The sequence below is a fragment of the Mesorhizobium sp. SEMIA396 genome (genome assembly GCF_024518615.1).
Taxonomy (GTDB): Bacteria; Pseudomonadota; Alphaproteobacteria; order Rhizobiales; family Rhizobiaceae; genus Mesorhizobium.
In genome coordinates, this window is record NZ_JANIFC010000011.1 from 63,912 (window position 1) to 83,055 (window position 19,144).

At 63.9% G+C, this 19,144-nt stretch carries 18 protein-coding genes; 10 read left to right on the forward strand and 8 right to left on the reverse strand.

Features of this window, described 5'->3' with window-relative positions; translation table 11 throughout:
* The first annotated feature begins 17 nt into the window (after positions 1–17).
* Both NP503_RS24400 and NP503_RS24405 read left to right on the forward strand, forming a co-directional pair.
* Entirely contained in the window at positions 18–932 is a 915-nt protein-coding gene (locus NP503_RS24400) for a LysR family transcriptional regulator (protein WP_127270041.1), read from the forward strand.
* Positions 933–1,007: 75 nt separating this feature from the next.
* Complete coding sequence (locus NP503_RS24405; protein ID WP_127272177.1) at positions 1,008–2,318, forward strand: hemolysin family protein; 1,311 nt, start codon at positions 1,008–1,010, stop codon at positions 2,316–2,318.
* A 27-nt stretch (positions 2,319–2,345) separates the two neighbouring features.
* On the opposite strand, the gene NP503_RS24410 is transcribed toward NP503_RS24405, so the two are convergent.
* Both NP503_RS24410 and NP503_RS24415 read right to left on the reverse strand, forming a co-directional pair.
* Complete coding sequence (locus tag NP503_RS24410) at positions 2,346–2,738, reverse strand: nuclear transport factor 2 family protein (RefSeq protein ID WP_164748986.1); 393 nt, start codon at positions 2,736–2,738, stop codon at positions 2,346–2,348.
* Position 2,739: 1 nt separating this feature from the next.
* A complete protein-coding gene (locus NP503_RS24415) occupies positions 2,740–3,624 on the reverse strand; it encodes an NAD(P)-dependent oxidoreductase (protein ID WP_127270480.1) in 885 nt (294 codons plus the stop codon).
* Between the two features lie 129 nt (positions 3,625–3,753).
* Here NP503_RS24415 and NP503_RS24420 point away from each other — a divergent pair, with 129 nt between their 5' ends.
* Positions 3,754–4,107: a helix-turn-helix domain-containing protein gene (locus NP503_RS24420; RefSeq protein WP_127270482.1), complete on the forward strand. Its 354-nt coding sequence runs from the start codon at positions 3,754–3,756 to the stop codon at positions 4,105–4,107.
* A gap of 82 nt (positions 4,108–4,189) precedes the next feature.
* Here NP503_RS24420 and NP503_RS24425 read toward each other — a convergent pair whose 3' ends face one another.
* Positions 4,190–4,444: a DUF1127 domain-containing protein gene (locus NP503_RS24425; protein WP_127270483.1), complete on the reverse strand. Its 255-nt coding sequence runs from the start codon at positions 4,442–4,444 to the stop codon at positions 4,190–4,192.
* Between the two features lie 230 nt (positions 4,445–4,674).
* Between NP503_RS24425 and NP503_RS24430 the strand changes: the two genes are divergently transcribed.
* Positions 4,675–6,183, forward strand: coding sequence for a winged helix-turn-helix domain-containing tetratricopeptide repeat protein (locus NP503_RS24430; RefSeq protein ID WP_127272172.1), 1,509 nt, complete (start codon positions 4,675–4,677; stop codon positions 6,181–6,183).
* A gap of 54 nt (positions 6,184–6,237) precedes the next feature.
* Here NP503_RS24430 and NP503_RS24435 read toward each other — a convergent pair whose 3' ends face one another.
* Positions 6,238–6,834: a CGNR zinc finger domain-containing protein gene (locus NP503_RS24435; RefSeq protein WP_127272169.1), complete on the reverse strand. Its 597-nt coding sequence runs from the start codon at positions 6,832–6,834 to the stop codon at positions 6,238–6,240.
* Positions 6,835–6,951: 117 nt separating this feature from the next.
* On the opposite strand from NP503_RS24435, the gene NP503_RS24440 reads away from it, so the two are divergent.
* Positions 6,952–7,860, forward strand: coding sequence for an alpha/beta fold hydrolase (locus NP503_RS24440; RefSeq protein WP_127272166.1), 909 nt, complete (start codon positions 6,952–6,954; stop codon positions 7,858–7,860).
* Positions 7,861–7,870: 10 nt separating this feature from the next.
* Here the strand turns inward: NP503_RS24440 and NP503_RS24445 are convergent, their stop codons facing one another.
* The gene (locus tag NP503_RS24445; RefSeq protein ID WP_127271654.1) at positions 7,871–8,797 is read right to left on the reverse strand and encodes a DMT family transporter; all 927 of its coding nucleotides are present in this window, start codon (positions 8,795–8,797) and stop codon (positions 7,871–7,873) included.
* A 370-nt stretch (positions 8,798–9,167) separates the two neighbouring features.
* Between NP503_RS24445 and NP503_RS24450 the strand changes: the two genes are divergently transcribed.
* Positions 9,168–9,890, forward strand: a complete 723-nt coding sequence (locus NP503_RS24450; RefSeq protein WP_236382913.1) for an MBL fold metallo-hydrolase — start codon at positions 9,168–9,170, stop codon at positions 9,888–9,890.
* A gap of 60 nt (positions 9,891–9,950) precedes the next feature.
* Here the strand turns inward: NP503_RS24450 and NP503_RS24455 are convergent, their stop codons facing one another.
* Positions 9,951–10,556, reverse strand: a complete 606-nt coding sequence (locus NP503_RS24455) for an NADPH-dependent FMN reductase (RefSeq protein ID WP_127271924.1) — start codon at positions 10,554–10,556, stop codon at positions 9,951–9,953.
* A gap of 89 nt (positions 10,557–10,645) precedes the next feature.
* Between NP503_RS24455 and NP503_RS24460 the strand changes: the two genes are divergently transcribed.
* Complete coding sequence (locus NP503_RS24460; RefSeq protein ID WP_164748987.1) at positions 10,646–11,014, forward strand: helix-turn-helix domain-containing protein; 369 nt, start codon at positions 10,646–10,648, stop codon at positions 11,012–11,014.
* A 150-nt stretch (positions 11,015–11,164) separates the two neighbouring features.
* Here NP503_RS24460 and NP503_RS24465 read toward each other — a convergent pair whose 3' ends face one another.
* Positions 11,165–11,368 (reverse strand): hypothetical protein, encoded by a 204-nt coding sequence (locus NP503_RS24465; RefSeq protein ID WP_127271958.1) that lies wholly within the window; start codon positions 11,366–11,368, stop codon positions 11,165–11,167.
* Positions 11,369–11,875: 507 nt separating this feature from the next.
* Here NP503_RS24465 and NP503_RS24470 point away from each other — a divergent pair.
* The 3 genes from NP503_RS24470 to NP503_RS24480 all read left to right on the forward strand — a co-directional run bounded on the left by NP503_RS24470 (position 11,876) and on the right by NP503_RS24480 (position 18,559).
* A complete protein-coding gene (locus NP503_RS24470) occupies positions 11,876–12,613 on the forward strand; it encodes a response regulator transcription factor (protein WP_127272777.1) in 738 nt (245 codons plus the stop codon).
* A 14-nt stretch (positions 12,614–12,627) separates the two neighbouring features.
* The gene (locus tag NP503_RS24475; protein WP_164748985.1) at positions 12,628–14,418 is read left to right on the forward strand and encodes a 7TM diverse intracellular signaling domain-containing protein; all 1,791 of its coding nucleotides are present in this window, start codon (positions 12,628–12,630) and stop codon (positions 14,416–14,418) included.
* Between the two features lie 118 nt (positions 14,419–14,536).
* Positions 14,537–18,559, forward strand: a complete 4,023-nt coding sequence (locus NP503_RS24480; RefSeq protein ID WP_256755000.1) for an autotransporter domain-containing protein — start codon at positions 14,537–14,539, stop codon at positions 18,557–18,559.
* Positions 18,560–18,573: 14 nt separating this feature from the next.
* On the opposite strand, the gene NP503_RS24485 is transcribed toward NP503_RS24480, so the two are convergent.
* On the reverse strand, positions 18,574–18,969 hold the full coding sequence (locus NP503_RS24485; RefSeq protein WP_013530049.1) for an acyl-CoA thioesterase: 396 nt from the start codon (positions 18,967–18,969) through the stop codon (positions 18,574–18,576).
* Positions 18,970–19,144: the final 175 nt, after the last annotated feature.

A 19,144-nucleotide genomic window follows, 5' to 3' on the forward strand; every position in this document is an offset into this window, starting at 1 on the left:
GACAATAGGAAATCGCCATGGAAACGGCCGACCTGCAAGGCATCGTCGCGTTTGTTCAGGCGGTGGAGGCCGGCAGCTTCACCAGCGCCGGCGAGCGGCTGCATGTGACGAAGTCGGCGATCGGCAAATCGATCGCGCAGCTGGAGCAGAGACTCGGCGTCCGCTTGCTGAACCGCACCACCCGCAGCCTCAGCCCGACCAGCGAAGGCGTCAGCTATTATGAAGCCTGCGTCCGGGCCCTTGCCGAGATCGAAGCCGCACAGTCGCTGCTTGCCTCGCGCCGTCAGGTCCCGTCTGGCCGGCTTCGGATCGACGTGCCGCTGGCCTTCGGCCGACGCTGCGTCGCCCCCGTGCTGTTCGAGATTTCGAAGAAATTTCCGGACCTGACGGTGGAAGTCTCCTTCAATGACCGCCGCGTCGACCTGATCGAGGAGGGCATCGACCTGGCGATCCGCATGGGCGAACTCGACGACAGCCTGTCGCTTGCGGCCAGGCGCCTCTACGCCCAGCGCTCGGCCATATGCGCGGCTCCCGACTATCTCGACAGGCATGGCCGGCCGCAATCGGTCGAGGATCTCGCCGATCACAGCGTCATTGGCTACGGTCGCGAGGGCATCGTCCGGCCCTGGGTGATCAGGCATTCCGACGGCCATCTCGCAACCTTCATGCCCAAGGCGCGACTCGTTCTCGGCCATGGCGAACCGATGCTGGATGCAGCGCTCGCCGGCTGCGGCATCGCCTTCCTGCCGACATGGCTGGCCGCCGACAGCCTCAAAAGCTGCGATCTCGAAATGGTGCTGTCGGACTGCCTGGTCGAGAACATCGTCGTGCATGCCGTCTGGCCGGTAACGCGCGCGCTCACGCCAAAGGTACGGGTTGTCGTCGACGCCCTCGTCGAACATTTTTCGGCGCCGCCCTGGGATGCCGCGTGACCGAAATGCCGGTCATTTCTCAAAAATCACGTCGGACTATTTTCGAAGACCGCGCCGCAATGCTATTGACCGCTCATGTTATACGTAGAAATCGCTATCGTGGTCGTCCTCATCTGTGTGAACGGCCTTCTGTCGATGTCCGAACTTGCCATCGTCTCGTCGCGACCGGCCCGCCTGAAAGCGATGATCGACCGAGGCATCAATGGCGCCGGCCGCGCGCTCGAGTTGGGTTCCAATCCCGGCAAGTTCCTGTCCTCGGTGCAGATCGGCATCACCCTGGTCGGCGTCCTCTCCGGCGCCTTTTCCGGCGCCACGCTCGGCGAACGGCTGGCGCAGTTCCTGGCCTCGACCGGCATCCGCGAGACCGTCGCCGATCCGCTCGGCGTCGGCATCGTCGTCGCCATCATCACCTATTTCTCGCTGATCGTCGGCGAACTGGTGCCCAAGCAGATCGCCTTGCGCGACCCAGAGCGGGTCGCCGCCAGGGTCGCTCCGGCAATGACCATCCTCGCCACCGTTTCGGCGCCGCTGGTCTTCCTGCTCGATTTCTCCGGCCGCACCATCCTGTGGCTGCTCGGCCAGCGCGGCGAAAGCGAGGAGAAGGTCACCGATGAGGAGATCAAGATGCTGGTCGCCGAGGCCGAGCATCACGGCACCATCGAATCCGACGAGCGGCGCATGATCGCAGGCGTCATGCGGCTTGGCGACCGCGCCGTGCGCGCGGTGATGACGCCGCGCACCGAAGTCGACTGGATCAATCTGCAATCCGACGAGGCGGCCATCCGCAAGCTGCTCATGGAAACCCAGCATTCGCGCCTGCCGGCAGGCGACGGCGGCGTCGACGTCATGGTCGGCGTCGTCCAGACGCGTGACGTGCTGGCCGCACTGCTTGCCGGCCGCGTGCTCGACCCGCGCAGGCATGTGCGCGCAGCCCCCATCGTCTACGACCAGGCCGACGCGCTGGATGTGCTGCAGAAGCTGAAGGAATCCGACGTGCCGATGGCGCTGGTGCATGACGAATACGGCCATTTCGAAGGCATCGTCACCCCGGCCGACATTCTGGAAGCCATCACCGGCGTGTTCCGCGCCGACACCGACGCCGGCGATGAGGAAAACGCGGTCAAGCGCGAGGACGGCTCGTGGCTGCTCGCCGGCTACATGCAGGCCGACGAGATGGCCGACATTCTCGGCATCGACCTGCCGGAAAACCGCGATTACGAAACCGTCGCCGGTTATGTGCTGTCGCACATGCATCATCTGCCGGCGACTGGCGAATGCGTCGACGCGCAGGGCTGGCGCTTCGAGGTGGTCGATCTCGACGGCCGCCGCATCGACAAGCTGATCGCCACCCGCCTGCCCGGCGCCCAACGCGAGGCGGTGCGCTGACATGTTCGAATGTCAGCTCTTGACCGGTTAGCTGACGCCGCCCTCTGCCAGAGATCGAGCTGGTTTCAACAAACCGAAGAAGCCAATGATACGCGTTATCCGTTTCTGCTCCTCATCCAGAAAAGCGATGTCCAGGCCCTCGGGTAAAGACGAACCGTCAGGCGTCACAAACTTCCACGCGAAGCGCGCGACGCCGTGATGAACGTCCACGTTGCTGGTCCGCAGAATGCAGGCACCAGGATGCTTGCTCTGAATTCCTGCAATGTGGGCTAGAAGTTCTTCGGCACCAACGGCGTGAACGGTTGGATCGGTATACGTCGCGCCATCGCTCAAGATCGATAACAGCGACGCCCGCCGCTTCTCGGCGTTTTCGGTGGACCACGATGCACAATACTTATCGATGAGATGCGTCAAAGGCATGCTACTTCCCTGTCGCCAGAAATTGCGAGAGCGCGGCGAAATCATCGTGCAGGTGGCCCGCCGCTATGGCCCGTTTGAATATCGCATCATAACCATCGACTATTGAACGGTCGATTTCGCGGAACTGCATCAACTCCAATAGATGCTGCATTGCGCCGTGGTGCGCCGAGATCGACGAGAGCGTTTCGTTATCGCTGGCAAATCGGCCAGCGCTCGTCCGCTTGATGAGGTCGGTCACCAAGCCGTCAATGACCGGCGCCGTCGCGGACCACTGACGCGCCAGTTCACCGAGTTCGATCTCTTCGGCCTGCGACACGGCGATCGCATGGAGCGCCCCGAACAGAGCGCCCCACATGATAGCCAGTAGTGCGCTATCGAGCCCGTTCGCACGCCCTGGTTCTTCGCCAACATGCTGAACATTGCCACCCAAAGCGCGAAACACATCGCGGTTCGTGTCGAAAGCCGCCCTTGGCCCGGCAAGCAGGATGGTTCCGGCGTCCGTGCCGATATAATCCGGCGTCGCCATGATCGCGCCATCAAGGTAGCTTGCGCCGTGCTCCCTATACCAATCAGCGGCTTCCCGTGCGCCATTTGGCGTCCCGGAAGTCAACTCCACGATCAGCTTGCCGCGAATGGCTGAGGCGATGGCGTCACTGTGGAGAAGCGCTTTTGTCGCCTCATAGTCGCTGACATTCACAATGATGATCTCGCCTGCGTTCACGGCTTCCTCCACGGAGGACGCGACGATTGCGCCCAGCCTGGCGAGTGGATCGGTCTTCTGTCTGGTTCTGTTCCAGACAGTCGTCGGATATCCCGACTGAAGCAGGCTGCCGGCGAGCGCCGAGCCCATACGGCCCGTTCCAACAACCGTGATTGAAAGCTTCATTCCACACTCCATATCAATTGGCGGCGTCAGACCGCGTTTTGCTGTGATCGTCTTGAGAGGTATGTCAAAACGAGCGGCGCGCGATACGCACCCGGGCGTAAGTGGTCACCAGAAGGTAAGGAACGCGCGATGAACAATTCCGCGGACAATGGCTTTGCAGCGGCCGTCAGGATGGTCGAAGGAAAGTGGAAAGTAGATATCCTTTGCGAGCTCGGAACGGCGTCGCGCAGATTTGGTCGATTGAAACAGGCGCTCTCTGGCATCAGTGAAAAGATGCTGGCTCAACAATTGCGAGAACTGGAGGCGGACGGCCTTGTCGACCGCAAGGTCTTTTCCGTGGTTCCAGCGAAGGTAGTCTATTCGCTGACAGAACGCGGCGCGGCGCTCAACGCAGCAGCAGGTTCACTATGTCTGTGGGCCGAGCAATTCGGCCTGCCCGGCTGCACTCAGATTACCAATGGCGTACATATGGATGCGCTCTGATGCATGTCGCCCAAAGCGACCTCGGTTTGGGCGCCCATCGCGAGGCGGTGCGCTGACGCCCGACGCAATTGCGGCATTCGCTCTATCGTTCCCAGAAGGGCTTGGCGATCTCTCCCTCGACCTGCTGTATCGTCAGGCCGATATCGTCGATCAGATGCGGATTGTCCTTCGACATCTGCCTGAGTTGCCAGCGAAAGCGTATCCGTTCGCGCCAGGTCCGATCGTGCCAACTCGCTATGATGCTTCGCAGGGTCTTCAGGAGCCGGCGCGATGCCGGCCGCACGGGCGTTCCCGCTCGCGCTGCACAACGCTGGGCTGATGCAAGTGTATTGGTCATGGCAACCTCCATATGGTTTGAGGGCCTGGGGCTCTCGATGAGGTTGAATTCTGCGCGATACGGACGGCGCCGTAATTAAGCCCTCCCAAATAGTTCTCAAAACTTCCAAACGAGCTAGAGCAGTTCACCGGCTCACGGAACCGGCAAACTACTCTAACCCTTTGTTTTGACGCAATTCCGAACAGAAAACCGCTTCACACTTTTCCTGGAATTGCTCTATAGATGCGCCTATGCAGGGATCGCGTTTTGCCTTTGGTCCGTTCGTGCTTGATCCGGGTGCGGGAACGCTGCTTCGGAACGACGTCCCCGTTGCCGTTGGCTATCGCGGGCTGAGCCTGCTTGCAGCACTCGTCGGGCGGCCCGGTGAAATATTGGGGAAGGCCGAGTTGATGGACGCTGCATGGCCGGGCACGGCCGTCGAGGAAGGCAACCTCACCGTCCAGATCGCGCAGTTGCGCAAGCTGCTTGGTCCTGTCGGCGAGAACGGCGAATGGATATCCACCGTTCCGCGCGTCGGCTACCGTTTCACAGGGGCCGTCGAACAGCTCGGCGAGGCCAAGCGAAAATCCTTGCCGCTGCCCGACAAACCATCGATAGCCGTGCTGCCCTTCGTCAATTTCAGCAACGATCCCGAGCAGGATTCCTTCGTGGACGGGTTGACCGAAGACCTCATCACCGACCTGTCCAGGATCTCCGGCCTGTTCGTCATCGCCCGCAATTCGACCTTTGCCTATAAGGGAAAAGCGATGGACGTGCGCGAGATCGCCGGGGATCTTGGCGTGCGCTACCTGCTGGAAGGCAGCGCAAGACGCGCCGCGGGGCGCGTGCGCATCAACGCACAGCTGGTCGACGCGGTGAGCGGCGACCATCTGTGGGCGGAACGCTTCGATCGCGGCCTGGACGATATCTTTGCCGTTCAGGACGAGGTTACGGCCAAGATTGTGGAGGCGTTGCTTGGCCGTCTGCGCGCGCCGCCGCCGCGCAACCGACCCAGCAATCTCGAGGCTTACGATCTCTGCGTGCGGGCGCGCAAGCTGATCGACGACTCGCCGCAGATGGCGCAGGAAGCGCATCTGATGCTGACGCGCGCGGTGTCGCTCGATCCTGATTACGCCGAGCCCTATCGCTGGCTTGCCATGAACCACTGGATGGGACGGGTGCATTGGGGCGGACCAACCGAAGCTGCCCGCAGCGTTGCCTTGGAGCTGGCGCGCAAGGCCGTGGCGATCGATCCCAACGATGCCGGCTGTCGCTGGATCCTGGCCTACCTGCTTGCCTATGAGCGCAGCTTCACTGAAGCGGATGCGGAATTCGCCAAGGCGATCGAGCTCGACCCGAACGAGGCCGACACCTGGGCGGCATTGTCCGACATCGCCGTCCTGGCCGGCCGGGTCGAAGAGGGCCTCGAGCACATCGGCAAGGCGTTCCGGCTGAACCCGTTTCCAGCGAGCTGGTACTATCTGACGCTCGGCCAGGCGCAATATGCGGCGCGCGACTACCAAGCCGCTATCGAGACGTTGCGCCGTGACGAGACCTATCGCACAAGCTCACGCCGTTTCCTGGCCGCCAGCCTGGCGCAACTCGGCCGGCTCGACGAGGCGCGCGCTGAGGCTGAACTGTTCCTCGTCGGCAACCCGCATTTCACAACCCATCACTGGGCGACGACCGAGCCATTCCGCGACGCCGCTACGCTCGAGCATTTCGTCGATGGTTTTCGCAAGGCCGGTCTTCCGGAGTGACGCGCCGGCATCCGGCTGCCCGCAGCAGAGGCGACGTGGTGCGCTAACCCGGGTCTAGACGTCGGTATGATCTCGGTGGCGCGACACCTTCTCGCGGTTGCCGCAGGTGCGCATGCTGCACCAGCGCCGCTTGCCGCCTCGCGACGTATCGAGGAAAAGCCAGCCACAGCGAGGGCAGGAATGCAGCCTGTCGCGCGGCAGGGTGAAGAACGCGTCGATGGACAGCATGGCCAGCAAGGCGGTGACGGCGTCCGGGTCCCGCCACCGGGCAAGGGCAAGCTTCGGTCTGGTGCCATCCAGTTCGATAGAGCCGGCGGCAAGCGAGCTTGCCGTGCGCGAGAACAACACGCCAAGCGGTTCGGCCGCAGACGGTTTACCCGCGGCGATTGGCTCGAAAACCTGAAATGACGCCTCCCGCATTTCGCGGACCCCTTCCACGAACCGCCCATCCGCTATCTCGGCAACGGCCTGCGCCTGGCGATCGTCGGCAAGCCCTGAGGCGCTGAACCAGTTCGCAACATCCTGGACGGATTTGAAGAGTTCATTGTCTGCTGCCGGCGCCCGCCGGTCGAACACGGCATTCGACAGGTCCAAAGCGGGATGCCCGCCGATGAAGTGATCCGGCACCCATTCGGTGTATGCATCGCCCATGGAACATAACCTCATCAACCGCATTATACGGTTACATGATGTAACCACTATCACAGGGATATGTGGTGTCAAACCCATAGCACCGCCAGGTCGGCGCGGACCACTGGGAGAGAGAGGATGTGCAGCAATCGTTACAAGACCCGCCACGAGACCATCAATGTCGACGGCCTCGACATCTTCTACCGACACGCCGGCGACCCGGGCAGACCGGCAATCCTGCTGCTGCACGGATATCCGACTTCGTCGCACGTCTATCGCAATGTCATCGAACCGCTGGCGGACACAGCCTATGTGGTGGCGCCGGACCTGCCCGGTTTCGGCTTTTCGTCCGCCCCTTCCATCGATGCCTATGACTACACGTTCGAGAACCTGGCCAACACGATCGAAGCCTTCGTCGAGGCCCTCGGCATCCAGCGATTCTTCCTCTACATCACTGACTTCGGCACGCCTGTCGGCTACCATCTCGCCACACGGCAGCCGGATCGCATCCTCGGCCTGATCGCGCAGGACAGCAATGCTCATGACGAGGGGCTGGGACCGGAATGGGACGCGCCGAAGGCATTCTTCGCCGAACCGACTGAAGAAAACCGCGCCAAACTGCCGGACTGGATGAATTTCGAGGGGACCCGAAACCAATATATCGGCGGTCTCCCCGAGCGTCTGAAGGTGTTGTTTCCGCCCGAGGGTTGGTATCTCGATACGGAGCGCCTGGCGAGGCCCGGCAACACCGACATTCAGTTCGAACTCTTCACCGATTATGGCTCGCACATCGCCCGCTTCCCGGCCATCCAGGCCTATCTCCGCGACCACCAGCCAGCATGCCTCGTGCTGTGGGGACGGCACGACGCCTTCTTCGCGCTGGACGAGATCATGGCCTACAGCCGCGACCTCGACGCAGTCGAAATCCATGTCTTTGAGAGCGGACACATGCTTCTCGAAACGCATCATCGCCAATGCGCGGCTCTCATCGCTCACTTCATCCACGAGGTGGAGACTGGGGTCTTTCGCGAACCTGCAGGGCGCTGAACGTCGACGCTCAAACCGCCATTTCGATGGGCTCGGCAAGCCTTGGATTGGCCCGCGCGGCGATCAGGCAGCCGGCGACGATCAGGCATGCTCCGGCCAAGGTGGTCCAGGTCGCCTCCTCGCCGAAGAAGAACCAGCCGAGCGCGACCGCCCAGATGAAGGCCGAGTATTCCGTCGGGATCAGATATTGCGCTTCGGCGCGGGCGTAGGACCAGCTCATCAGGAATTGCCCGGCGAGCGACAGCACCGTCACCCCGGCCAAAGGAAGCCAAAGATTGCTCGGCAGGGCGACGGCGAGCCAGGGTGCTGCGAGGCCGAGCAGGATGGCAACGCAAAGGTTCTGGAACAGCATGATCTCGATCGGCTTGGCCAACTGCGCCTGTTGCCGGGCTAGGATCAGATTGTAGCCGTAGAACACCGTCGACACGAGCACCGCCGCCGTGCCGAGCATGGCATCTTGCGAATAGTCTGCCTGCCCGAACTGGCCGGCCATGATAATCGCGACGCCGGCGATGCCGGCCAGCGATGCCCAGACAGCCTCTCGCCGGATCCGTTCGCCGAGCAGCAACGCGGCGAGAAACAGGGCAAACAAAGGCGCCACGAAGCTGAGCCCGATCGCCTCCGCAAGCGGCAGCCTGGCCAAGCCCCAGAAGAAGGATATCAGGACGACGCCGACAACCGCGGCACGCAACGCATGCAGCCTCAGCACCGGAACGGTTGGCTTTAGGCGCGGTCCCGCCAGCCAGGCCGCGCCCGCGACCACGGTCGCGACCATGCTGCGCCACAGCAAAGTGTTGTAGACGCCGACCGCGATGACCAGGATCTTCATCGCCGCATCCATCCCGGACAGCAGGAAGATCGCAAGCGCGCATACGAGCACCGGGATCATCGGGGAAACGGCGCCGGTCAGGCTGGATGTCTTCACGGTTTCACTCATGTAACGGAATGCAGCCGGATATATCAGGGCAAAGGGCGCGACCAGATGGCAGTCCCGTCGATGTAGCAGTCCAACCCCGATTGGCGTCGTGTTCGCGGCTATCGCGACATCCGGATATCAGCATCATACCGACGAGTTGGACGAGGCGGACCGCCTCGCCGACTGCATCATCCGGTCACGGCAGGCGACGCACGCACACATGGCATAGATCGAATTGACGGGGCGGGTTGCCGACGCGGCTGGCCCGTCGCATGTTGTCGATTGTTTACAGAGGATCGAAAAAATGCGCCGCATAGCCTCAGGCGACCTTTATCAGACCTACGATCTTGGTGACTTGCGCATCACCTCCTTGCGCGATGGCTATGTCGACATGCCGATCGGACGGCTTCGGCAACGCGGCGACAAGCCATTTGGCGATGAATTGCCGCAACAAGTCGCGTTGATTGCTGGTCAACTCAGGCTTTCCGTCAATGCCTTCGCGATTGACGATGGAAATGGGATCATCTTGATCGATACCGGCGCCTCGAACGCCTGGCATCCCACCATGGGCCGACTTCCCGAGGCGCTGGACGAAGCCGGCATCGATGCCGGACGAGTCCGTACCATCTGCTTCACCCACACGCATCTCGACCACATCCATGGTCTTGTGCTTGCCGACGGCCGCGACGCTTTCCCGCGCCTGGCGCGCTTGCTCGTTCCCGGGGAAGAACTCGGCTTTTTTCGCGCCGAAGCGCGGCTCGAACGATTTCACGGCATGGCGGAACCCTTCGAAGCCGGAGACCGTATCGGGACACATGTCGACATTGTCGACGCTCGTGGCCATGAAGCGGGACATAGCTGCTTTCGCGTTTCGAGCGGCGGCGAACGCGTTCTGATTTGGGGCGACACCGTTCACGTCCCATCGCTTCAGTTCGATCGACCTGAGGTGACGTGGGAATTCGACGCCGATCAGGACCAGGCGCGCGAAAGCCGGTTGCGGTTGCTGGCGCTTGCAGCCGACGAACATTGTTTCGTTGCCGGCGCGCATCTGGATTCGCCCGGCATCGGCCGCGTCGTCCGATCCGGCGCCAGCTTTCAATTCGAGCCGCTATAATTGAAAAAGGGCGACGCAAGCGCCGCCCCGGATCCTTGGGAGGATAACTCGAATTGGCGGTCAGGCCGCCTTGACTTCCTCGGCAACGGCGTCGGCCTGACGCGCTGCCTTGAGCACCTTGGCCCACCACGCAACATCGTTGACCAGCGCGGTGGCGGCCTGGTTCAGATGCTCGAGGTCTTCCAGCTTCTTCTCGCCCTGGCGGACGGCGAGGAAATCGCCCCAGGCGATATGGACGGCCGACTTGACCGGCGCCATCTGCAATTCGACGGCATACAGTCTAAGCTGTTCGACGGCACGCGAGCCGCCGACGCTGCCATAACCGACGAAGCCGGCCGACTTCTTGTTCCATTCATTGGCGGCGTAGTCGATGGCGTTCTTCAGCACGGCCGTCGGGCCATGATTGTATTCGGCGGCGGTGAAGATGAAGCCGTCGAATTCGGCGACCTTCTTCTGCCAGCGCTGTGCCACTTCGTTCTGCGACGGCGCCCAGGCGGAGGATGCGACCTCGTCGAAGAACGGCAGCGGGAAGTCGCGCAGATCGACGACCTCGACATCGATGTCGGCATGCGACTTGGCGATCTTGGCGATCCACTGGGTTGGCACATCGGCGAAACGAGCGGCGCGCGTCGATCCGACGACGATGGCAATTTTGGGTTTGGACATAAGGGCTCTCCTTGCACGAAGTACTGGTATCATTTGGATACCTGCGCTATATGAGATACTGGAAACGCGATGCACAAGAAGGCACTTTTTTGTTACCGAGGCACCCACATCGCTCCGAAGACTGCCGCGCCATCTCGGAAATCCTGCAGCGCGTCGGCGACAAATGGACCGTTCTGGTCGTCGGCAAGCTGGGCGACGGACCGCTGCGTTTCAACGAATTGCGCGCTGCCGTCGGCGGCATCTCGCAGAAAATGCTGACCACCACCTTGCGCGGGCTGGAGCGTGACGGCTTCGTCACCCGCACCGTGTTTCCAACCATTCCACCGCGCGTCGATTATGAGCTGACCGAGCTCGGCCACGAGCTGCTGATCCCCGTCAGCGCACTGAGCGAATGGGCGCGTGCGAACACCATGCGCGTCAAGGCGGCGCGCGAAAAATTCGACGACGCCCGCGTCTGAAATCCTTGCGCTGCAAGGGATTCAGACGCGCACGCAACATCCGGCTTGCCCGATCGGAAATTCTATCTCGGCTGCGCGGATCGTTGCCCGAATGCACGCGCCGTTTTGGCTGGCGGATTGCCGCTCATGCCGTCCCCTGACGGCTGCCGCTCAGGCTCCTGATGCGCGGACATCGCATCGCGCGGCGCCACAGCTATCACACCGTGCGCCCTGCTTGCCGGGAGCCTGTTCCCCATGCGTGCAGGCACTGCGCGAGATGTCTTCCTTCACCTCCGCATAAGCGGTCACGCCGAGCAGGCAGGTCGTCGCGACCAGGGCTGCCACGAGCCAACCGTTCAGCAGATGTTGACGCATTGTCTCTCCTCCAACGTCCGCAGCATCGGGCGCGAAGGCAACCATTGGATGCCGCGAAGCGGGTTTCCCACACGGCCCCTGTTACAAACGGACCCATGCCCGGCTCGCTCTACCTGATCAGGGCTCCGAACCCAGTTTTACAAAAGACCTGACGACAGCCAGTTCGGCGCTGCCGGCGGCTGTTGTGCCGTGGCTTTTATGCCGGTGGCTTTTCACGATAGGAATTTTTTCTTGACTCGGTGCCCTCAGCTAAGGTACATTTCCGTCCATGGTGCTGATTTGCGCCAGAGACCCGCCGCACAGGCGGGTTTTTCGTCTGATGCTCCGTCAGCCAACGCGCCGGCGAGGGCTCCGGACCAACCCACCCGTTAACCCCGAGTTCGTAGCCCTGTCTACCTGATCCCAGCTATGTCGGCGGCAAGCGATCCATGGCAGACTGGTTACGATCGCCTGGGTGTTTTCTGCCCCGGCTGCTATCGGTGAAAGCCGCCATTCGCGTCGAGGTTCATGTCGTACAAGGAACATCCCGTCATCGACCTGCCATCGGAAGCACTGCTGCCGAGCCCGCTGCTTGTCGTCGAGGACGAGCCGATGATGCAGGTGCGGTTGCGCTCGATCCTGAGGGGCCTTGGCTATGCTCAGGAGGAGCTGTTTTTCGCCGGGTCGATCGCGCAGGCCAAGACCCTGCTCGTCGACCAGCCCTTTGCCATGACGCTGGTCGATGTCGGCCTGCCCGACGGCAACGGCATCGACCTCATCGGCTCCCTGCACGAGCACGACGCGGCGCTGCCGATCCTCGTCATCTCGGCCTGGAGCAACGAAAACACCATCCTCGAAGCCCTGCGCGCCGGGGCGACCGGCTATCTCTTGAAGGAGCGCGACGACGTCGAGCTGTCGCTTTCGATCCGCAGCACCATCCGCGGCGGCGCGCCGATCGATCCCTTCATCGCCCGGCGCATCCTGGAACTGGTGTCGGCGCCGGCACCGTCCGGGCGCGCCCGTCCTTCCACCGACAGGCCGGGGCGCGGCAAGCCCGCGCTTGCAGCGCCGCCTCTCCTGACGCCGCGCGAGGTCGAGATCCTGAACCTCGTTGCCAAGGGGCTTACCAATCGAGAGATTTCGGGAGTCCTTTCCCTCTCCAGGTTCACGGTCGAATGCCACATTCGCAACATCTACAAGAAGCTGTCGGTCAAATCCCGGACGGAAGCGATCTTCGAGGCGCGGTCGCAAGGCTTCTTGCCCTGATATTCCTGCTCCTCGTGCCGGGCGGCATCGCCTTTGCCGCCGGCGGGGCCGTGCCGTTCAAGACGATCGAGGCCGTGCGATCCGGCTGGGACGCCGCCACGCCGCCGGCCACCGGCTGGACCAGCGTGACCTTGCCCGACGACTGGACGACGCGCTGGCCCGGTTTCGACGGCGTGGTCTGGTACCGCCTCACCTTCGACAGGGCCGACGCAACCGAACCGCTGGGCCTCGCGCTGAACTACTGGACACTGGCCGGATCGATCTCCGTCAACGGCGCGGAACTCGGACGCGACGAATTCCTCGTCGAGCCGTTGACGCGCTCATGGAACGTGCCCCGCTACTGGCAGCTCTCAGCCCCGGTCCTGCATGCCGGCACCAACACGCTGCTGATCAGGGTCTCGGGCCTGGCGCCATACCAGCCGGGTCTTGGTCCGGTGCTGATCGGCCCGCCTTCGGCGACGCGTGCCCATTTTGTCCAGCAATTCTGGATTCGCCGCGAGCTGCCGGTCTTCTATCTCGGCGTCACCGCGGCGCTTGGCACCTTCTTCTTCGTCGTCTGGCTGCTGCGCCGAAGCCTGAAGGCCTATGGCTGGTTCGCCCTGATGACGATTGCGTGGTGTTGCTATTCGCTCAATTTCGTGGTCACGAGCCCCTGGCCGTTCGGGACGACCGACACATGGCAGCGTTTTATCATGCTCTCCTTCATGGTCATGGCCGCCGCCTTCGTGCTGTTTGTCATCCGCTTCGCCGAGCGCCGCTTTCCCCGGGGGGAAGCCGTGCTGTGGGCCGCGCTGGCGATCGGCGCCGCCGCCCTGTTTGCCACGCCGCATTCCCAACTCGCCCCGATGCTCAACCTCCTGGCCTTGTCCTGGTCGCTGCTTTACATCGGCGCCTGTTTCCTGGCGATCGGCCTGACCTGGCGAAGCGCTCGCCTGGACCACATCGTCCTTCATATCGTCAACGCGCTCACCATCGTGGCCATCCTGCATGACCTGATGACCTATTTCGGCATCCTTCTTGGCAATGTCTACTACGTCACGCTGACATCCCACTTGCAGATGGTCGGCATGGCGCTGGTGCTGGCCTGGAACTTCGTCGCCAACATGCGCCGCATCGAAGGGTTCAACGATGAACTCACGGCCAAGATCGAAACCGCCAGGGAGGAACTCGCCCTCACGCTGCATCAGCAGCATGAGGTCATTCTGGCCAACACCAGGCTGGCCGAACGCGTATCCCTTTCCCACAATCTGCACGACGGCATGGGCGGCACCCTGGTCAATTCGATCGCCATGCTGGAGCATGCGCCGCAGAACCTGCCGGCCGATCGCTTCCTGTCCGTGCTGAAGGAACTGCGCGACGAGTTGCGGGTGATCATCGACACCGCTGCCGACGACCCGACGGGCGGCCAGTCGCTGGCCGAGTGGATCGCGCCGCTGCGCCGCCGCCAAACGCTGGCATGCGAAAGCCGCGACATCGATTGCGTGTGGAACCTGACCGGGCTGGAGGACTGCCACCTGCCGGCGGCGCGAAGCCTCGATCTCGTCCGCATCCTGCAGGAAGGCCTGACCAACGTGCTCAAGCACAGCCAGGCAAGCCGCGTCGTCATCGACCTGCACCGGCGCGGCGAGACGCTGAGCCTGGCCATCCAGGACAACGGCGTCGGCTTCGATACCGTCTCGGAGGCGCCCGTCCCGGGCACCGGCCTGCGCTCGATGCGGGCGCGGGCCGGGCGGCTGGGCGGCACGCTCGACACGCGGTCGCGGCACGGCGAAACCGTGCTGGCCCTGCAAGTGCCCGCGGCCTGAGCGGCGTATCCCGGCGCGGCGGGCATAGCTAGTTTCAACGATACCCGCCCTTGGTCTCGGGTGCTATGCCCCCGGGAACATGCACGACTGCGTCGGTGCTGATCTGGGGAGCCTGGCCTTGACAGGAATTGCCATCGTCTCGAAGCGCGGCCTGCTGCGTTCGACCGCCCTCGCGGGCTGCCTCCTGGCCAGCCTGGCCTGGAGCCCCGCCATGGCCGACGGCGCCGGCGGAAATGGCGGCGGCGGCGGGGGGAATGGCGGCGGCGGGAGCGGCGCAGGCACATCCGGAAACGGCGGCAACGGAGGGGAATTCTCTGGCGAGAGCGGCAGCAACGGCAGCGATGGCAGTGTGGCCGGCTCCGGCGGAACAGGCGGACTCATCAGCGGTGCCGACGGTGGCGTCGGCAGTTCCGCGGCCACCCTGATCAACGATGGCGGCTCGATCACGGGCGGCGGCGGTGGCGGCGGCGGCGGCTTCCATAGCAACGGCCGCAGCGGCGGCAACGGCGGCGATGGCGTCGCCTCATCGGTAGACAATGCTTCTCTCGCCAACAGCGGTCGTATCGTTGGCGGCGGCGGCGGCGGCAGCGGCAAGAGCGAATTCGAAGACGGCGGCGACGGCGGCAGCGGCGCCACGTTCTCTGGAGCCCATATTGTCTTGATCAACAGCGGCACCATTGCGGGTGGCGGCGGTGGCGGCGGCGGCATTGTGATTGGCGGCGGCGGCGGCGGTGGTGGCGGCGGCGGTGGTGGCGGCGGCGGCATCGTCATGCTGGGTGGCGGCACGATCGACAACAGCGGCACCGTGCAGGGCGGCACGGGGGGCGCCAGCGGCTATGGCGATCCACGCTACCGCGCCGGATCTGGCGGGATCGGCATTGCCGGGGCAGGCCTCACCGTGACCAACAGCGGCACCATCGCCGGTGGATTCTCGATCGACGGCAACGGTCCCCAGGCTCATGCGATCCAGTTCACCGGTGGCGTCAATACGCTGGAACTGCACGCCGGCTCGGTGGTCAGCGGCACTGTGGAGGCCTTCAGCGCGGCCGACACATTCGGCCTCGGCGGTTCGGTCGGCGGTTCCTTCGATCTTTCACAATTGGGCGCGGCGGGCTCTTCCGCCCAGTATCAGGGCTTCGGCATCCTGGAAAAGTCCGGCACCGGCACCTGGACTATTTCCGGCACACCGGGCACGGTCATGGCCTGGTCCGTTACGCAAGGCATCCTCGATCTCGGCGCCACGACGCAGACCGCCACCGGCTTCACGCTGACGGGCGGGGAATTGCGCAACGGCACTCTGAGCACCGCCGGCAGCTTCGCCTTGAGCAACGGCACCGTGTCGGCGCTCCTCGGCGGGACCGGCTCCCTGGTCAAATCCGGCACCGGCACGGTCGTCCTCACCGGCACCAACACCTATTCGGGCGGCACCTTCGTCAACGGCGGCACATTGAGGATCGGCGGCGACTGGGCGCTGGGCGATGTCTCGGGCGCCCTGACCTTGAACGGCGGCGCGCTGCAGGTGACGGGCAATCCCGTCAGCTTCACGCTGGAACGCCAGATAATCCTCGGCGCCAACGGCGGCACCTTCGATGTCGGCGCCGGCAAGAACCTCATCCTCGACGGCGTGGTTTCGGGTGACGGACAACTCGCCAAGACCAGTTCCGGCACGCTGACGCTGACCGGCGCCAACAGCTATTCGGGCGGCACGGCGGTACGCGGCGGCAGCCTTGTCGCGGCGGCGACAGGTGCGCTCGGCGACGGGCCGGTCACCATAAACTCCAACGGAAGCGGGGGATGGGCCAGGCTCTATTTCTCGGGCAACGACGCCGCCTATCCAGTCAGCGCCCAGGACCTCTCGATCACCGTCGGCCGGGGCGACCTCAACTTCCAGGGCAATGCGACCGCCGGCGCGGCCACCATCGTCCTGGCGCAGGACGGCTATGGCGGGCTCAATTTCGGCACCGGAACCGATGCCGGCACGGCCAGCATCACCAACCAGGGCGGCGGCTTCGTCGCCTTCACGGGGGCAAGCGCCGCCAACGCGACCATCGTCAATGACGGCCTGGGCGTACCGTATTATTTCAGCAGGACGACCTTCGACGACGATTATTCGAGCAATGAATTTTCCTCCGCCGGAGAAGCCACGATAACCAACCGGAATGGCGGCTCGACCACTTTTTACGGACATTCGGACGGAGGAACGGCAACGCTGGTCAACGAGGCCGGCGGCACGCTCGATTTCCAGCAGGCCTCGCAGGCGGCGAACGCAACCATCCTCAACGGCGCCGGCGGCAGCGTGCTGGTGCGCTTCCGGGATCAGGACTCCGTGCTCGATGTCGGCTCGCTGTCGGGCGACGGGGCCATACAAATCGACGATTCACAGCTGGCGCCACAGCTTTCGCTCGGCTCGCTCGGCCATGACGACGTCATCGGCGGCACCATTTCCGGAAACGGCTCCCTGACCAAGACCGGCACGGGCAAGCTGACGCTCAACGGACAGAACAGCTATGCGGGCCTGACCACCGTCGACATGGGAACGCTGGTGGTGGGCGACGCCAGCCATGGCGACGCCAGCCTCGCCGGCGATGTCACGGTCGATTCCGGCGCGCGCCTTGGCGGCATCGGAACCATAGGCGGCAATGTCACCATCCTCGGCACGCATGGCGTCGGCAATTCCATCGGCGTGCAGACGGTCGGCGGCAACTATGTCAATCATGGCGTCCTGGAGGTCGAGGCGACCCCGTCCGGGGCCGACAAATTGATCGTCGGCGGCACGGTCGACATATCAGGCGCGACGCTCAACCTGGTCCTGACACCGGCGACGGCCGAGAGCTGGAACCTGCTCAACGGGCCGTACACGATCATCCAGAACAATGGCGCGGCCGATGTCGCCGGCACCTTCGCCTCCGTCGGCAACCTCAACGACCTTCTCTTCCTCGACCATCTCATCAACTACCAGGGCGGCGACGGCAACGACATCAGCCTCACCCTGGCGCGCAACGACGTTGCGGTCGCCAACGTCGCCATCACCCGCAACCAGATCGCGACCGCCGGAGCCCTCGATCGGCTCGGCCAAGGCAATGCGCTTGCATGGGCCATGCTGCTGATGACCGACGAGGATGCCGCGCGCCTGGCGCTCGATGCCGCGTCGGGCGAGGTTCATGCCTCGGCCAAGGGGATGCTGATCGAGGACAGCCGCTTCGTCGCCGATGCCGCTACCGCCCGAGTCCGGGCGGCCATGGGCGACGTCACCGCTCCCGCCATGCCAGTGATGGCTTATGGCGAGGGCGGCCCGGAGCTGGTCGAGGCTAACACCAGCCGTTTCGTCGTGTGGGGGCAAGCTTTCGGCTCCTGGGGCACGGCGAGCGGCGACGGCAATGCCGCCGGCCTCGACCGCTCCACCGGCGGCTTCCTCGCCGGCGGCGACACCGCCATCGGCGACGCCTGGCGGGTTGGCCTGCTGACCGGCTACAGCCACACCAGTTTCGACGTCGACGATCGTGCCTCTTCCGGCTCCAGCGACACCTATCACATCGGCCTTTATGGCGGTGGACAGTGGGACGGCCTGGGCCTGCGCGGCGGCGTCGCCTACAGCTGGAACCGGATCGACACCAGCCGCAACGTCGTCGTTCCAGGCTTCGCCGATGCGCTGACGGCTAAATACGATGCCGGAACCGCGCAGGTCTTCGGCGAGGCCGGCTATCGCGTCGAGACGCGCATGGCTGCCTTCGAGCCCTTCGCCAGTCTCGCCTATGTCAACCTTCACACCGACGGCTTCACGGAACAGGGTGGCGCCGCGGCGCTCACCTCCGCCGCCTCGACCACCGAGACCACCTTCACCACGCTCGGCTTGCGTGCCTCGGCCGGCTTCGACCTCGGCGGGGTGCAGGCAACCGCGCAGGGTACGCTCGGCTGGCGTCATGCCTTCGGCGACACCACGCCGACCGCGGACATGGCCTTCGCCGGCGGCGACCTGTTCACCATTGCCGGCGTGCCGATCGCTAGGGATACAGCCATCGTCGGGGCCGGGCTCGATTTCCGGATCGCCGACAGAACCACGCTGGGGATCAGCTACTCCGGCCAGTTCGGGAAGAAGGCGGCCGATCAGGGCGTCCGCGCCACGATGCAAGTGCGGTTCTGATTTTTCGGCTTTCGTCAGCCTTCGGCGGGAACCGCTTTCGGCTTGCCTTCGCCATCCAGCGCCACCATGACGAAATCGGCATGGGTGACCTTTTCCATCAGGTCGGAGAGGTAGCGCTGCGCCCAGGCTTCGACCTTGAGCGTCATCGAGGTGCGGCCGACGCGCTCGACATGGGTGTAGATGCACAGCGTGTCGCCGATCTTCATCGGCTTGGCGAACGACATCTCTTTCACCGCCGCCGTCACCACGCGGCCCTTGGCGCGCTCGGCCGCACGGATACCGCAGGCCAGGTCCATCTGCGCCATCACCCAGCCGCCGAAAATGTCGCCGGCCGCATTGGCGTCCGAAGGCATGGCCAGGGTGCGCAGCGTCAGATCGCCAAGCGGCCGTCCTTCAGCGTAGTGCACCATGCGAGAAATCCTTGTGAGGTGATGATCATCGATCCGTATCGCCGCTGCAGGACCAGGTCAACGCGCCGCAGCTGCTGTTTCCTGGCCTCCATGGCATAGGCTAACCCTGGCATTCGCGCGGTTGTGCCTGATTTCCAGCGGCTTCGGGTTTTGGAGGGGGCTTCCCCCACTCCGT

Bases quoted from the DNA above. Each gene is read 5' to 3' on its own strand.
- NP503_RS24420 (WP_127270482.1), top strand. From the start codon at position 3,754: ATGAACAATTCCGCGGACAATGGCTTTGCAGCGGCCGTCAGGATGGTC.
- NP503_RS24400 (WP_127270041.1), top strand. From the start codon at position 18: ATGGAAACGGCCGACCTGCAAGGCATCGTCGCGTTTGTTCAGGCGGTG.
- NP503_RS24435 (WP_127272169.1), bottom strand. From the start codon at position 6,834: ATGGGCGATGCATACACCGAATGGGTGCCGGATCACTTCATCGGCGGG.
- NP503_RS24415 (WP_127270480.1), bottom strand. From the start codon at position 3,624: ATGAAGCTTTCAATCACGGTTGTTGGAACGGGCCGTATGGGCTCGGCG.
- NP503_RS24455 (WP_127271924.1), bottom strand. From the start codon at position 10,556: ATGTCCAAACCCAAAATTGCCATCGTCGTCGGATCGACGCGCGCCGCT.
- NP503_RS24440 (WP_127272166.1), top strand. From the start codon at position 6,952: ATGTGCAGCAATCGTTACAAGACCCGCCACGAGACCATCAATGTCGAC.
- NP503_RS24410 (WP_164748986.1), bottom strand. From the start codon at position 2,738: ATGCCTTTGACGCATCTCATCGATAAGTATTGTGCATCGTGGTCCACC.
- NP503_RS24450 (WP_236382913.1), top strand. From the start codon at position 9,168: ATGCCGATCGGACGGCTTCGGCAACGCGGCGACAAGCCATTTGGCGAT.
- NP503_RS24425 (WP_127270483.1), bottom strand. From the start codon at position 4,444: ATGACCAATACACTTGCATCAGCCCAGCGTTGTGCAGCGCGAGCGGGA.
- NP503_RS24405 (WP_127272177.1), top strand. From the start codon at position 1,008: ATGTTATACGTAGAAATCGCTATCGTGGTCGTCCTCATCTGTGTGAAC.
- NP503_RS24470 (WP_127272777.1), top strand. From the start codon at position 11,876: ATGTCGTACAAGGAACATCCCGTCATCGACCTGCCATCGGAAGCACTG.
- NP503_RS24485 (WP_013530049.1), bottom strand. From the start codon at position 18,969: ATGGTGCACTACGCTGAAGGACGGCCGCTTGGCGATCTGACGCTGCGC.
- NP503_RS24445 (WP_127271654.1), bottom strand. From the start codon at position 8,797: ATGAGTGAAACCGTGAAGACATCCAGCCTGACCGGCGCCGTTTCCCCG.
- NP503_RS24430 (WP_127272172.1), top strand. From the start codon at position 4,675: ATGCAGGGATCGCGTTTTGCCTTTGGTCCGTTCGTGCTTGATCCGGGT.
- NP503_RS24465 (WP_127271958.1), bottom strand. From the start codon at position 11,368: ATGCGTCAACATCTGCTGAACGGTTGGCTCGTGGCAGCCCTGGTCGCG.